The sequence below is a fragment of the Shewanella sp. 1CM18E genome (assembly GCF_023161665.1).
Lineage (GTDB): Bacteria > Pseudomonadota > Gammaproteobacteria > Enterobacterales > Shewanellaceae > Shewanella.
This window is the reverse complement of sequence record NZ_JALNTW010000001.1, coordinates 198,331-213,017: the sequence shown is the minus strand read 5'-3', so window position 1 is coordinate 213,017 and position 14,687 is coordinate 198,331. Positions and strand designations below refer to the sequence as shown.

Below are 14,687 nucleotides of genomic sequence, written 5' to 3'. Positions count from 1 at the left end.
GTAGTAGGTGATGGTCAATAAAGATGAATTACATTTAATTTTAGCTAAGCCTGCGACTGGTCCGTTTGTTTTTTGTTCGCAATTCGCGATTTGTACTAGCCGTATTCATTTCGCTACCAAGATTATCTAGCTGTATTTTTAACTAAAAAATCTTTATTTTTAATCGATTAGCTTGCGACAGTGTTTTAAGGTAAGTAGGCTGTTATTCAAAACACTGCCAGTAGGTCAATCATGAATCACACCATAAAAACCATACTTCAGCACCGCTCTATTCGTCAGTTTACCGAGCAAGAAATTGAGCAAGATAAACTGGAGTTAATTTTACAGTGCGCAAATGCAGCCTCCAGTTCCAGTTTTATCCAATGTAGCAGCATTATTCGGGTAACCAATTCCGAAACTCGAGCGCAGATTGCCGAGCTCGCTGGTGGGCAAAGTTATGTTGAAACCGCAGCTGAGTTTTTAGTCTTCTGCGCTGATTTTAATCGTCATTTACAAGTAAGTCCCAATGCGCAATTGGGCTTTACCGAGCAAACGCTAATAGGTGCGATTGATACCGGCTTGATGGGCCAGAATGCATTGCTGGCTGCAGAATCTATGGGGCTTGGTGGCGTCTATATTGGCGGGATCCGTAATAATCCAGATAAGATGACTTCATTATTAGGACTACCTAAGTATGTTGTACCTTTGTTTGGTATGTGCCTTGGTTATCCTGCGAAACTTCCTGAAACTAAACCGCGTCTACCTTTAAGTATTTTGGTGCATCAAGAGCGCTATCAGGCAATCGACAGTGATGAACTCGCGCAATATGATCAGCATATCCGTGAATATTATGCTGCAAGGAGCAGTAATAATAAGCAAATTTCATGGTCTGAACAGATAAGTGCAACACTCAATAAAGAGTCGCGACCTTTTATGCAGGCATATTTAAAGGGCCAAGGCTTTAGTACTCGATAACTACGGTTTGCAACTTGAGTAAAGGCCCGCGCTAAGGCGAGGTTAAGCGTATTTTTGCTAACGACTTATCAGCATCAATAGTTGCAAGGAGCAATGCGTTTAACTGTTAAAATAAACTGTAACTATCAAAATGGATGTTGAATAAGCTTATTATGATAGTTTTGGGTAACTTTTATATTGTTGATTAACTAAACTAGATGTACATTCACAAAGACATCTAGGATCCATTATGAAGCACATCGGTTTATCTATCGCGTTACTGGCGTTTTCGGCTCACAGCTATGCGTTAGAGCTAACGAGTAATGACATCAACGAAGGGCAGTTGATGTCATCTAAGTTTGAATATAATGGTATGGGTTGTAGTGGTGGCAATTTATCGCCGCAGTTGTCTTGGAAAAATGCCCCTAAAGGCACTAAGAGCTTTGCGATAACCGCTTTTGATCCTGATGCACCCACAGGCAGTGGCTGGTGGCATTGGACGGTACTTAATATTCCAGCAGACACCACATCAGTTGCGCAAGGCGCATCTGGTAAAGTCAATATTGGCCTTGAAACAAGAACCGATTATGGTAAGCCGGGTTACGGTGGAGTTTGCCCGCCTGAAGGTGATGGCATGCACCGTTATCAATTTACGATTTGGGCATTACCACAAGCTAAAATCGATTTACCTAGCGACATATCTCCTGCTGTAGTTGGCTTTACATTGAATAAAATGGCAATAGATAAAGCTGTATTAACAGCAACCTATGTACGTTAAGTTAGTATCTTAGTTAATGCAGCATGAGCTAGATAAGCCTAAGCGAAATCAACCTGATTTCGCTTAGGCAGTTTAATGATAAATGTTAGCTTGCAGTTGAGGAATAATAGTGAGTTCACTGCTGAGAATTGATCGTTACTTTGGTCATAAGGCGCAGCCGCTGCGTAATGTGCCAGTATTAACCCCCAGTATTATTGTCGTGACCGCAGGCGTTAAATATCTGCAGTGGCAAGGTGAGGCAATAGCCTTTAATCGTCATAACTGGTTACTTGCGGCAGAAAACCAACCATTGACCTTTATCAATGAGCCTAGCCAAGATAAGTTTCAGTCAATTCAGATTTCATTTAAATCTTTGCCGTCAGAAGCACTGCTTAAACAGTTATCTGCAGCGGCTATAGAACAAAGCGATTTACTCAATCCGCCAAGCCTTGCTGTTAATGATAGCCTTAATTTTGCGTTGTCGCAGTTGATTGCCATGGCAGAATTGCCATTAAGCACTGCTGCACAGCAATGTTACCTTGACGGATTTTACCAACAGCTATTTGAAGCAGGGGCTTTGTCGCAACTGTTTGCCCATCGGCAATTATCCTTGCGACAAAAACTCAGTCGTTATCTTGCTATTGATCCAGCGAGCAACCACAGCATTGAAAATACTTGTGGGCGATTTGCCATGAGCCAAGCAACCTTTATGCGTCATTTAAGTAAAGAGGGCACCTCGTTTAGAGAAGTATTAGCCGAGGTTAGAATGTTAAATGCCATTAGTGTGATGCAAACCGTTAATGCACGTAATGAGCAGCCGCTTACGCAGCTTGAATTGGCATTTCGCTGCGGATATCAATCTGAAAGTCGATTCAGTCAGCGCTTTAAGACCCAATTTGGGATCTCTTTAAAACAATATGCGCAAACTATCACATGTTAAAACTATCACTCGTTAAAAGTACTTAGTGCTTTGTTCTTGGCTAGTGAGTGCTAGATACAGTTGTAATCGCTTTTATTGGCTGAATGACTACACCGTAATATTAGCGAGAGCTGTATCAAGCTCTAGCGCTTGCTGTGATCAAAGTGGATATATCAAATGGGTAATAAGATTCACTACGCTAAAACTGTAAGAAATCGCTGGTATTGTGTGCGATTTGACTGGTGTTTTGTTATCAAGATCAAATGCTGAAAATAGCAAAGACTAGTGGGTTCACAAGACGGCTTTTTGAACCTAGCTGATAATAGAAAATTTTATTATAATATGTCTTTAAAAGGTGGATCGTTTAATGGTCGTTAAAAACGGCGCATTGAGTACGATCCAACAATTTATCTATTCAAAGAGAAAATGCCATGAGCGCTATCCCACCATGCCCAAAATGTGAGTCTATCTATGTATACGAAGACGGTACAAACCTAGTTTGTCCTGAGTGTGCTCACGAATGGAATCCAAATGAAGTTATCGTAGATCCAGATGCGATTATTCTAAAAGATGCAGTGGGTAACTTGCTAGCCGAAGAAGACAAAGTTACGCTAATCAAAGACCTTAAAGTTAAAGGTACCTCGCTAGTACTTAAAGTTGGTACTAAAGCGGTAATTAAGCGTTTTGTTGATGCTGACCACGATATCGACTGTAAAGTTGATGGTCACGGCCAAATGATGCTTAAATCTAAGTTTGTTAGAAAGCAAAACTAATCAACTGACTTTGAAGTATAAGCTGCTTTAAAACATAAGTTGATATGAAGAAACCTGCCAAGTGCAGGTTTTTTTGTACCTGAATATCTATGTGAGATTAAGTTCGGTAAACAACAGATACCAAAAAGCCGCTAAATCCACCTGGTTAGGATTTAGCGGCCTTTGAAGGTTATTGCTAACCTCGTGTTGGTGGGATGTTGTCCTGACGGGGCTCGAACCCGCGTCCAAAAAGCTTACATCCTACACGCCACCTATATTTTCAATGGTTTACATTCATTTCAAAGAGTTACATGCGCATAGCTATACGTATCTACACATCACTGTTGGGCTGTGTGGGCATTAGTGTGTTGAACTAAAGACCAATAGAAGTTTTTATAGTGATTTTCAAAACCTAGATAGTGCTCAGATAGTTCACTGGTAAATGAATTATTTTCAGAGTTTAATTCAAATGCATCTAGGGCAAACTCGAGAATTGTGTCTTTCTGGAATCTATTTACTGAACTTGGTCTTAAGTTGGTTGCAGCTGTTAGATATCGAGTGTTTAGTGTAATTAAATTATTCACCATTTTTTGGTCGTAGTAGCCGAGCAGACGACATTTTTCTATTTTACTTTTCATTTCAGTAAATAGTTTGTAGCTTTCTTTCGCTCTAGCTTCAAGTAGCACTTCCCAATATTCTTCGCTACCCTGACGATACCATTTATAAAAGTCTTGGTACTCAGTGACCTTACCACCGTTTAGAGAGTCTCTATTGAAAGTTATATAACTATGCCATGTGGCCGCTGCTTGTAGAGCCTCTAATATAGAGGTTGTCGCCAAGTCTTGATGTTTTTGTTCCCGCCATTGATTTGCAGACTGTTCTGCTGATTTAGCTGATTTTTCCGCTGAATGTGCAGACTTTCTTGCAAACCAAGCTGTAAAAGCTGTAACCAAAAAGACCATAGCCGTAACAACAGTGTTTAATCTGGTTAGGAGATCTTCCGGCAGAAAAAATATCATAGCTAGTATAAAAATTGACGTAAATAGTGCGTAAACAAAGCCTAGATATACTGCTGTTACAATGTCTGATTTAGATAGCTTAAGTATCTTCATTTCTTTGAAAAATCCATATTCGCTATTGGTTTTTTGGTGATTGCGTCGTCCAGGTGAGCGGGTGCGAAGTGGCCGTAACGCATGGTGTCTTTGATATCGGAGTGGCCGAGTATCTGTTTCTTCTCTTTATTGAAAAGAATAATATTGCCGCTGTTCATCATAAAGTAGCTGGCGAATGTGTGGCGTAAAATGTGGGTCATCTGTTGATAATTGGCAAAGTCATTAACGGTGCTCTTGCTGGCAATCGGGTAATCCATGCCGTTGCAAATCAAATCTAGCTTTCGTTGTCGTTGTTCTGGGTGAGTTAGTTGTTGGCCATGGAGTTCGTGCCAGCGTTTAATTAACTCTGATAAGCGGCGGTTATCAACCTTTTCACCCAGCCAATGTTTATCATCGACCTTTTTTATGGTGAATAATTCAAAGGCGGTAGCTTCACCGCGCGTGGCAAACTTTTTACGTATACGTTTACCGTTGCGGCCATTAGGGTAGCATTCGCAAAGGCAGAGTTTGTTGCTGCTGTCTTTTATGTTACGAATAGACACTTCTACATCACACTTCTTAGTGAGTCTGCTGTTAATGCAATGACTTCAACTCCAGGGAAATAGCTAGGGAATTTAACAAGTATCAGTAGAACATAAAAAGCAACAATAAAAGCTCCAATGCAGAATTTGCCTAAATACTTAAAGTTCCTATATCGCCTTTCCCCAAGTTTAACTCGCTCCCATTCAGATTTTAGGATTGAGTGGCTTTCTGATTCTATTAATTTATAAATTTTAGAAACATCTTTAAAATGAGTAGTGTATTTTTTCTCATGGTTAACGCTTTTGCCAACAAGCTCTAGAGCGGAGTTAAGTGTTGATATGAATCTTTTATCTTTTTCTGGGTTAAGCTTTAATTTTATCAGAATTACCTTTAACTCGAATTCAGCGAAAGCATCATTGCTTAGCTCTATATGCTCATTAGCTTTATCTAAATCTAGTTTCTGTTTAATAGCTTGTGATTTATGAAAGCTAGACGTGAAAGCATGTTTTAATGCTAAGGCTATATCGATTTTGAATTCATTAATCCAAGCTTGCCTGAACTCAGATATTTTTTGTTCTTTGGCTATAGTTGCAGTTGCAACAGCAACTATCAAACCTATGATGGATGCTGTTACTACAGCAACCGCACCTATGACGGCAACAGGTACATCTGCTGACATGGTTTATTCCTACTTCAATTTTTATTATTTAGATAGCCGTTAACCACTGTTCTTCAGATATGACATAAATTTTATGCCCCTTTTCTTTTAGTGACATAGCCTTTTCAATTTTTCGGCCATGGCTTAGGTACTTCCAATCTCTGCTGGCTAGAGTACCAATGACTACAAACTGAGTAGAGAGCAGCACACCTTTACTTGTAATAGCACCAAGACTTTGAGCTTTAGACTCTACAGTTTTACGGCTACCAGATTTAAACTTTCCAGTGAAACAAAAACCAATGTTATCGTGCGGGATCTCGCTTATATCATCAAAGCATTCGGTAGTGGTGTCTGTTACATCACCCGTTTCACAGAAACGATTACCAGTGACTTTCTGCACTGTTAGCAATAAGTCTTTCTTTTCATCTTCGGTGATGATGCCATCTTCAAAAATTTGACATAGTTTTGATGTAACAACATTAGCAGGCCACTTATCTAGGATTTGATGATTCTCATCTAGCCAAACAGCTAGCGCATCAATTTCTTTTTCGTTGATTTCGTTATCAGCTGAAATTCCCTGAAGTAGGCCAAGTAGTTGGTTTACCTGGTTATGGCTACTTGGTTCATTGAATCCGCGTACATTATTCACATCATTTATTAAGCAGAATAAATCATCATGTTCATCTTCATCAATAATTCCATCCTCTAATACGTCATTTAGCACATCGACGATATCAACCATATCTGGATCATCTGAAACTTCGCCATGAGTTCTTAACCACAAATCGAGGAAGGCATGTTCGGCTGGCTTAAGTTTGCTATCGGCAGTGATCCCTAGCAAAATTCCATGTAGCGAAGCAATCGCTTTTTCGATATTAGCAGCTTGATTAAAGCGGCCATACGGCTGGGCATCCTTGTTTAAAAGGACATCATTAGGTTTTTGTTGCTTAGCTTTAATGGGAGTTCTGGATTCAACTAGGTTTAGTATTTGTTCTACTGTAGTTTGTGGGAGTTCACCAGTTTCAGCGAAATGTACAAATTGAGATTTGTCGATAATTACCGAACCGCCTTCGCGAGCTTTATCTATTTTACTGGGGCCAGCGTTCTCACCAATACAAAGAATATGAAGATTCTTGGTTACGCTTTTTTTGACCGATAGACCTACCAATTCAGCTTGTGTTTCTAACTCATTTCGTTCAACAGCGTTAAAACCCGTAAAACAAATTTCAAATGCTTTCATAACCAATCCCTTTAATTATTTATGCATGATGCGTTATCTGCGATTACCTTCGTATCTGGTTAGATGCTTACTATTGATACGACTTAGTGTGAGGCTAGAATTTCCTCAGAGGCGTAACTCTATATAAGGTGGGTATTGTCATCCATAACAACTTATTAATTTATTGAGTAATATAACAATTCTTTGATTTGGTGCAATCTTTAGCGGCATAAAGTTAAAGGTTTTGAATTTTGGGAATGGCTGTAAAGATAAATTTTGGTCAGCAAAAAGGATAGGTATGAGGCTGCAGAATCAAAAGTTGCAGATACAAAAAAGCCGCTAAATCCACCTGGTTAGGATTTAGCGGCCTTTGAAGGTTATTGCTAACCTTGTGTTGGTGGAGGCGGCGGGGCTCGAACCCGCGTCCAAAAAGCCTACATCCAAGGCGCTACATGCTTAGTCTCTCTTTTGGTTAACCAAGTACACTCCGAAAGACAGGATTGTAATTGGCGAGTCCAGTACTGTTTCGCGGTTCACCCCTGAACGTGGTTCCCTCGCTATCAAATGTAAAGGTGACCATCTTATTACTCTGCCCATTTGAGAAACGTGAGCAAGATGGCTAGCTAGCCTAAGCTGCTAGAGCGTAGTTATCGTCGTTTGCAACTATAACTTTGCGGCTTTTTACGAGGCCAACCGCCCCTCGGCATGCTCCCAGGGTTTCGAGAATCTTGTCGAATCCAGAATCGCCCCCAAGTACAATTTGATTGTAACGCGTCATATCTTGTTTTAACAAGGATAAAAACCACATTACGAATCGATTGTTCGTTATACGACCATTATCAGTAAGAAGTTTGTGCTAACTTACTGTTGAACAGCCTTTTTCATTGTGCGAGATTTTTCAATCTGCCATTCACGGTCTTTGGTATCTTCACGTTTATCGTGATCTTTCTTACCTTTACCTAAACCAATTTGGATTTTAACCCACGCACCTTTTTGCCAATACATCGAAATTGGTACGATTGAGTAACCTTTACGGTCTACCAAACCTTGTAACTTATCGAGTTCTTTACGTTTTAATAGTAGCTTACGTGAACGCATAGGATCACAGACTACATGGGTTGATGCTGTATTGAGTGGTGCGATAGTGCAACCATACAAGAAAGCTTCGCCTTCTCTAAGGAAAACGTAACTTTCTGACAAGTTGACCTTGCCCATACGAATAGACTTAACTTCCCATCCCATTAAAGACAGGCCGGCTTCTAGCTTCTCTTCAAACTTATAGTCGAAGTTAGCACGTTTATTACGTGCAATAGTCGCTGAATCGTTTTTTGAATTTTTTGCGTTTTTCTTAGCCATAGGACAGTCATTATACTCACGCCGGGTAAATATGGAATTGGCGATATCAATTTATTAGGTGTTTTCTATTGTAATTAGGCGAGTTTGTTTGCTTTTTAGTCGCTTAATGCCAGTCTATTGTATCAAAGATGCGTTTTTTTGTGTTCATGCTAAAATCGACTTTTCGAATTTAATTTATCGAGTACCTACCGTCAATGCCGCAAATTTCTCGCAGTGTCTTAGTTCGCTTTAGTGCGATGCAGATGTATGACTTAGTCAATGATGTTGAGTCTTATAAAGAGTTTTTACCTGGTTGCGTGGGTGGCAAGGTTATTGAGTTTGATGGCAAGACCATGGTTGCCTCGGTAGATGTCGCCAAAGCTGGGATAAGCAAAACCTTTACTACTCGTAATCAAGTGGTTCCGGGCAAGAGTATTCAATTACAGCTTGAAAATGGTCCTTTTAAAGAGTTATTTGGTGAGTGGAAATTTACTGAACTTACTGAAGATGCTTGTAAGGTTGAGTTTGAACTCAGTTTTGAATTTTCTAGCTCTATTGCCGATCTTGCGTTTGGTAAAGTGTTTAAAGAATTGATGGCGTCGATGGTGACAGCATTTACTAATCGAGCAAAGGTGATTTACAAATGAGTACTGAACAAAGTGGTTTTTTAGTTGAAGTCATTTATGCCTTACCTAAACAGCAAAAGCTTATTAAAGTCCATGTACCACCAAAAACAACTTGCATCGAAGCTGTAAAATTGAGTGATATGCAGCAATACTTTCCTGAAATTGACTTAGATACAGTGAAGTTGGGCATTTTTAGTCGTTTGGTTAAACATGATGAAGTGCTTTTGCCTGGTCAGCGAGTTGAAATATATCGACCTTTGATTGCCGACCCTAAAGATGTGCGTCGTAAGCGTGCTGAAAAAGCAAAAGAAGACGGTCGAATTAATAAGATAACTGGCGGCAAGCTATAACATATTTGAAATGGATGATTCATAAGTAGTGGCTATAAACATAACTGTTCAGCTATTTTATCCATAAAAAAGGCGAGTAACCTAAGCGGTTCTCGCCATTTTTTTACACTAGAATAAGTGTCAATTATTCAAACTTTTCAGATAACGTTTCTGGTTGAGTTTCTTTCTCTTCAACTAACGGCTCTGCTTCTGGGCGTTGCTCAGGAATGAGCGGGTCATCCTCAGGAATATTCACTTCAGGCAAACGGCTTTGTTCTAGCGGCGTATTAAAGTCACCGCTTAGCTCGTAATCACCGCTTACTTCTGTCAGCTTGTCACCATCGAAGTTTAGGATCAGTTCTTTATGAATGATGCTGGCGTCACGTCCACTCTTATAGTGATAAACATAATACCAAGTATCGTCAGAAAAACTGTCACGAAGTACTGGACGACCTAAAACGTATTCAACCTGTTCTTTGGTCATGTCGATACGGAGTTTTTCGACTTGTTGTTTTTCCATATAGTTACCCTGAGGGATATCAGGTTTATAGATTAAATAGTCAAAAACACCACAACCAGTGATTGATAACGAGAGCGCAGCAGCGCCCAAAAGGGTAAGACTTTTCTTTTTAATTGTCATTGAATGCGCTACTTCATAAAAATCTGTCGGTCATAATACCCAAGCAGTCCCCCTTATGACAAGGGCAATTGCGTTAAGGTGTGCTTGGGTCATGATTCTATACATTAATTACAGGATTTAACATTAATCTCTGCGTGTAAATCTATTGAGTCTAAAAAACGCATTTAGTTCAGTGAGTAAAGTTAAATGCTTTGTAGGAGAGGGCGTAGTGAACATCATTATGCTTTAACTGTTTAGTTTTAACGTATTTCATTGCTATTGAAAATGCCTAATAGAGGCATGAATTTTAAATGTATCTTATTGTTTGTATTTTAGTTGTTCAAATGTTGTGTTAACTTGGCACTACTTTGTGCAGCTACTCAATAGTGCCAAGTGTTAAGGTCATGACAATAAATGAGAACATAGGTAGTTAAGCAATGAATGCGGATTGTAAAGGGACTTTAGTGTGCGTCGGTACAGGCCTAAATTTAGCTGGCCAAATAAGCGTATTGAGTAAAAGTTACATAGAGCATGCCGACGTGGTGTTTTCTTTGATGCCTGATGGATTTGCTCAGCACTGGCTTGAGTCACTTAATAAAGATGTGCGTAGCCTTCAACCTTATTATGCACAAGATGGCGAAGTAAAAAATCGTCGTGACACTTATAAGCAGATGGTAGAGGCTATTTTAGAGCAAGTGCATCTAGGCAAAAAAGTGGTTTGCGCACTTTATGGGCATCCCGGTGTATTTGCCTGTGTGTCTCACTTTGCTATTAAGCAAGCTAAAGAAGAAGGCTACTCGGCGCATATGGAGCCGGGAATTTCTGCTGAGGCTTGTTTATGGGCCGATATCGGTATTGATCCAGGAGCTTCTGGCCATCAAAGCTTCGAAGCGAGTCAATTTATGTTTTATAAGCATACACCAGACCCAACAACCCACCTTTTACTGTGGCAAATAGGTGTTGCAGGTGAGCACACCTTGACTGAATTTCATACCTCATCTGATAGGTTGCAAGTATTAGTGGAACAACTAAACGAGTGGTACCCGCTGGAGCATGAGATTATTTTATATGAGGCACCGAATTTACCGACTCAAACGCCTAGAATCGATCGTATTTCACTAAAAGAACTGCCATTTTCACAGTTGTCTTCAATCACTACTTTGCTCATTCCGCCGTCGCGGGAGCTTGAGTTTAATCATCAAATATTGGCTAAGCTTGGGATCACCGTTGAAGATTTAGGATAATCAAGCACTAGATTGTCTAAGAGTAGATTAATGCCAGGAGCTGGCTAAATAAAACCAACCAAAGATGTTCTTTAATTTAAGGGAGTAAAAATGTCAAAATTTAATGATTTTTTCGAAAAGTTAGGCTCAGATGCAAGACTGTTAGAGGAATATAAGCAAGATCCTCAAGGTGTAATGCAGGCTCATGGTTTAAGCGAAGATGAAATCAAGGCTGTAATATCTGGTGATGCTAGCAAGCTTAAGTCATTGTCTAAGGGACAAAACTATAATTCACTTGTTCTAGTTTGGGCATCAGATAAGTAATTATTTATGAAGACTGGTATTTTCTTGCTGTTGTTTTTTATATTCTCTCCAGTATTAGCGAGTGAAAATAAATACGATCTTGCTCTGGCAGAAATAGAAAAGTCATTAAGCTCTTCGCCGCAGCAAGTTGATAGTTTACTTGCTGACTTGTCGTCTTCTTGGGAGGATTTATCTCAGGAACAGCAGGTTCAGTTTGTGATCTACCAAGCGATAAAAGAAAGTTACAATGGCGAATACCACTCTTCTCAACGTTTATTAGAACGTCTCGAAGAGTATGGTAATGTCGCTCAATTCTCAGAGCGCATATATCATTATCAAGTGGTTAATTTAATTGGTTTAAGGGAGTATGAGGAAGCTTTCAAGCTTTTAGATGCTTATCTTAAAAAGGTTATAGATGTTGATGATATAAATATCAAAGCTAAAGCCTATATGAGGATGGCAAACTTAGCTTTGAACTTACAAGCCTATGATGAATTAGGAGACTTTGCGTCAAAATCGCTGGCTTTAAGTCAGGGGCGTGATGAGAAAATTCATTGTTTCTCCCTCATCCTATTGTCGTATGCGGCATTAAAACAGTCTAAATATAATGAAGCCAAGGAAGGGTTTAATCAAAGCAAGTTATTTTGCGAAAGTAATACTCTACCTTTATTTGGTTTTGTTTCAGAAAAAGGTTTAGCATTAATTTCAATTCAGCAAGGTGAAGTCGAAAGGGCTAAGAACCTGCTTGAACAGGTATTGGCTGGATACAACAAATATAACTATAAAATAGAAATTGTTAGTGTTTATGCTTTACTAGCAAAAGCAAGCTTAATGTTAGAACAAGCCTCAGAAGCTGAACGTTATGCTGAAAAAGTCATGGCTTTAAATGACGACCCAAGCCATATAGAACATAAAGCCATTGCTGCGAAAGTATTGTCTCAGCTTTATCTGGAGTCTGAACAACTTAAACTTGCTTATGACTATCTTGAATCGCATCAACATTACTCTAAGTTGATGCTAGATGATACGAAGGCTAAGGCTAATGCCTACCAAATGGCGAAATTTAAGCACCGTGAACAAGCAAGAGAAATTGCGCTATTAAATCAAGAACGTCGATTGATGGAAACGCAAAAAGAGCTTGATCAATCTGATCAAGTTAATAGTTTTATGATTGTTACGATTTTGGTTGGCAGTATATTTTTCTTATCCTTATTTTTATTCTCGAGTCATAGGCAAAAAATTCGTTACCGTAAACTTGCACTTATCGATAGGTTAACTGGAGTTTATAACAGAGGAGCGGGGCAAGATTTTGCCGAAAATGAGTTTGTGCAAGTCTGTTTACGCAATGCAAATTTTTCAATTGTGCTTTTTGATTTAGATTTTTTCAAAACCATCAATGATAGCTTTGGTCACGCAACCGGAGATTGGGCGCTAAAGCATGTGGTTGCGGTTGTAAAACCTCTTATTAGGGATGGTGATATTTTTACTCGCATGGGCGGGGAAGAGTTTGCACTATTCTTACCTTATTCTAATGAGCAAGCTGCAGTCGATATTGCTGATCGTTGTAGGAAGGTCATCGAAGAGATTGATAGCAAGTATTCTGGGCATCAGTTTAACCTTAGTGCAAGCTTTGGTGTGTCGAGCAATCTAGTTGATGATCTTAGCTTGGACCCGATTCTTAAACGCGCTGATCTTGCTTTGTATGCATCTAAACATGCAGGCCGAAATAGAGTCACTGTTTACAGTGACGACCTAAAAGGAATGGATTGCCATAAAGAAAGCCAAAGCGTTAGGCAAACACCCTTGTTGAGTTAGTACTTTGGCAACTTTTATCCTGCACCGTACTGCATACATGTTCTATCAATGAGCTTTTTTAGAACTAGCACTAGCTATTGTTATTGTTATTGTGTTGCTGCTGCGTTATTGCTCTAGTCACTGTGTATGTATGCCAACTTATCAACTGCCTTCCAACTCGAGAACTACACCATTGTAAAGCGTATCATCGCTCACTATTAATACCAATCAGTATAAGAATTTGATCTACTCAGAGCGGTTTTTGGCAAACTAATTCAAGGCGAATAGCTGCAATAATGGTTATTCCCTTATCAAGTTATTCAACGCAGAAGTAGGCAGCTAAAAACGCTCCAGAATGACAAATTTTAGCGATTCTGATGCTGTGACTCTTAATAAGAAAAGAGGGAGCTTGAACCTAGTTCAACGATGCTCTTCACTCGTTGCAAGCTGCATGGTCTTGCATGTTCCAGACATACAATAAGACATTTCCTCCATCCTTGGAGGTCAGATGTGGTGAATGTCATTAAAGCAGGAGCACTTAATGACCTTGCCTCAAAACCGCTAAACTCTCGCTGAGTGACTAAATGTTTATACTGATTGGTATATATCGTTTATGCATTAACTGAGCTTGAGTTGAGTGTTCGGCTGCTTTGGCAATGCGATGTTTACCAAGAAGTGGTTGTGTTAGCTGATTTTTACCGTTCAATAAAAACGCCTGCATATATTGCATGAGGTTGATTTCACCTGAATTGAGCTGTGGATTACTTAGCAATAGTGGCTAATATCTCCAATTAAATGACTCTCTGCATTCTCTTTCCATACTGTTTTAACAGCCCTTAATAGCCCTCTATACGGGCTATATACCAGCTCGATAGAGGGTTTAAATATGTAACTCAAATAATGGCATAAAGGCTGAGTGGGAGAGGAACTAACGAATTTAGTGTCTAGCTCTATATAAATTCGCTACACATAGCATCAATAACTACTCATTTAGTCAATTTTTTAGCCTAAATGATAGAAACTATCTATAAACTAAAAATAAATTACTGTTTAACCAATGTTTTTTTTAATGTTGGTCATCAATTATCACACTGATAATTATTCTCTGAATGCAGCCGTAAGATTACTTTTACGTAAACGTAAAAATTAAACGGTTGTTTGAATTTAGTTTTTTAGCTTGTTAGATTAACCACCTGTTTTATTTGAAATTTATTTGTTTACTCATAGGTTAGTGATAAACGCTGTAATAAAAATTTATTATTAGGTTTAGCGTCTTTTACTGTAAACAAATTGTTGCGTTAGGTAATTTTATAACGAAGCTAACTTTGCTGCAGAGTCCTTGGTCAATTTGTCTGACTAATTAGGGGGAAACACCCATTTTTTTTCCATTAGATATTTTTAATTGTTTTTATTCAGTGGCTTAGTCTATAACTCTGCCTCCGTTAGCAATAGCGTTTTGATCATTTTTCATCAGCTTTTATCAAGACTTGTCACTGATTCAAACTTGCAAGCATAACTTTTAATCCGTAGTTTTTGTGGTAAATCAACATTAGCTAAAGCATCACTTGCAGTGATTTTTTAATGCA

15 protein-coding genes and 1 other RNA gene are annotated in these 14,687 nt (G+C 39.1%); 9 read left to right on the top strand and 7 right to left on the bottom strand.

All coding sequences use genetic code 11. The annotated features are described in order from the left end of the window. Window positions 1-231 precede the first annotated feature (231 nt). From nfsA to MSG37_RS00945, 4 genes are all read left to right on the top strand, one after another. Complete coding sequence (gene nfsA, locus MSG37_RS00960; protein ID WP_248468706.1) at window positions 232-954, top strand: oxygen-insensitive NADPH nitroreductase; 723 nt, start codon at window positions 232-234, stop codon at window positions 952-954. Between the two features lie 229 nt (window positions 955-1,183). Continuing rightward, window positions 1,184-1,711 carry a YbhB/YbcL family Raf kinase inhibitor-like protein gene (locus MSG37_RS00955; protein WP_220782764.1) on the top strand — a complete coding sequence of 176 codons (528 nt, stop codon included), beginning with the start codon at window positions 1,184-1,186 and terminating at the stop codon, window positions 1,709-1,711. A 109-nt stretch (window positions 1,712-1,820) separates the two neighbouring features. Then, window positions 1,821-2,630, top strand: a complete 810-nt coding sequence (locus tag MSG37_RS00950) for an AraC family transcriptional regulator (RefSeq protein WP_248468705.1) — start codon at window positions 1,821-1,823, stop codon at window positions 2,628-2,630. A gap of 410 nt (window positions 2,631-3,040) precedes the next feature. Next, on the top strand, window positions 3,041-3,382 hold the full coding sequence (locus MSG37_RS00945; RefSeq protein WP_248468704.1) for a zinc ribbon domain-containing protein YjdM: 342 nt from the start codon (window positions 3,041-3,043) through the stop codon (window positions 3,380-3,382). Window positions 3,383-3,699: 317 nt separating this feature from the next. Here MSG37_RS00945 and MSG37_RS00940 read toward each other — a convergent pair whose 3' ends face one another. The 6 genes from MSG37_RS00940 to smpB form a co-directional block, all read right to left on the bottom strand. Then, the gene (locus MSG37_RS00940) at window positions 3,700-4,473 is read right to left on the bottom strand and encodes a hypothetical protein (RefSeq protein ID WP_248468703.1); all 774 of its coding nucleotides are present in this window, start codon (window positions 4,471-4,473) and stop codon (window positions 3,700-3,702) included. Next, window positions 4,470-5,015 carry an integrase gene (locus tag MSG37_RS00935; protein WP_248468702.1) on the bottom strand — a complete coding sequence of 182 codons (546 nt, stop codon included), beginning with the start codon at window positions 5,013-5,015 and terminating at the stop codon, window positions 4,470-4,472. Before MSG37_RS00935 ends, MSG37_RS00940 begins: the two co-directional genes overlap by 4 nt. Window positions 5,016-5,017: 2 nt before the next feature. After that, complete coding sequence (locus MSG37_RS00930; RefSeq protein WP_248468701.1) at window positions 5,018-5,674, bottom strand: hypothetical protein; 657 nt, start codon at window positions 5,672-5,674, stop codon at window positions 5,018-5,020. Window positions 5,675-5,702: 28 nt separating this feature from the next. Further along, the gene (locus tag MSG37_RS00925; RefSeq protein WP_248468700.1) at window positions 5,703-6,893 is read right to left on the bottom strand and encodes a BRCT domain-containing protein; all 1,191 of its coding nucleotides are present in this window, start codon (window positions 6,891-6,893) and stop codon (window positions 5,703-5,705) included. A 374-nt stretch (window positions 6,894-7,267) separates the two neighbouring features. After that, window positions 7,268-7,623: a transfer-messenger RNA gene (gene ssrA, locus MSG37_RS00920) on the bottom strand. Between the two features lie 110 nt (window positions 7,624-7,733). Continuing rightward, window positions 7,734-8,228, bottom strand: a complete 495-nt coding sequence (gene smpB, locus MSG37_RS00915) for an SsrA-binding protein SmpB (RefSeq protein WP_248468699.1) — start codon at window positions 8,226-8,228, stop codon at window positions 7,734-7,736. Between the two features lie 194 nt (window positions 8,229-8,422). On the opposite strand from smpB, the gene MSG37_RS00910 reads away from it, so the two are divergent. Beyond that, entirely contained in the window at window positions 8,423-8,854 is a 432-nt protein-coding gene (locus MSG37_RS00910; protein ID WP_248468698.1) for an SRPBCC family protein, read from the top strand. Continuing rightward, the gene (locus MSG37_RS00905; protein ID WP_248468697.1) at window positions 8,851-9,183 is read left to right on the top strand and encodes an RnfH family protein; all 333 of its coding nucleotides are present in this window, start codon (window positions 8,851-8,853) and stop codon (window positions 9,181-9,183) included. The genes MSG37_RS00910 and MSG37_RS00905 overlap by 4 nt, the downstream gene beginning before the upstream one ends. Before the next feature lie 124 nt (window positions 9,184-9,307). Here the strand turns inward: MSG37_RS00905 and bamE are convergent, their stop codons facing one another. Further along, window positions 9,308-9,802 carry an outer membrane protein assembly factor BamE gene (bamE, locus tag MSG37_RS00900; protein WP_248468696.1) on the bottom strand — a complete coding sequence of 165 codons (495 nt, stop codon included), beginning with the start codon at window positions 9,800-9,802 and terminating at the stop codon, window positions 9,308-9,310. 416 nt (window positions 9,803-10,218) lie between these two features. Here bamE and MSG37_RS00895 point away from each other — a divergent pair, with 416 nt between their 5' ends. From MSG37_RS00895 to MSG37_RS00885, 3 genes are all read left to right on the top strand, one after another. After that, complete coding sequence (locus tag MSG37_RS00895) at window positions 10,219-11,025, top strand: SAM-dependent methyltransferase (RefSeq protein WP_248468695.1); 807 nt, start codon at window positions 10,219-10,221, stop codon at window positions 11,023-11,025. 90 nt (window positions 11,026-11,115) lie between these two features. Continuing rightward, entirely contained in the window at window positions 11,116-11,328 is a 213-nt protein-coding gene (locus tag MSG37_RS00890; protein WP_248468694.1) for a hypothetical protein, read from the top strand. Window positions 11,329-11,334: 6 nt separating this feature from the next. After that, entirely contained in the window at window positions 11,335-13,122 is a 1,788-nt protein-coding gene (locus tag MSG37_RS00885; protein ID WP_248468693.1) for a GGDEF domain-containing protein, read from the top strand. The last annotated feature ends 1,565 nt before the right edge of the window (window positions 13,123-14,687 follow it).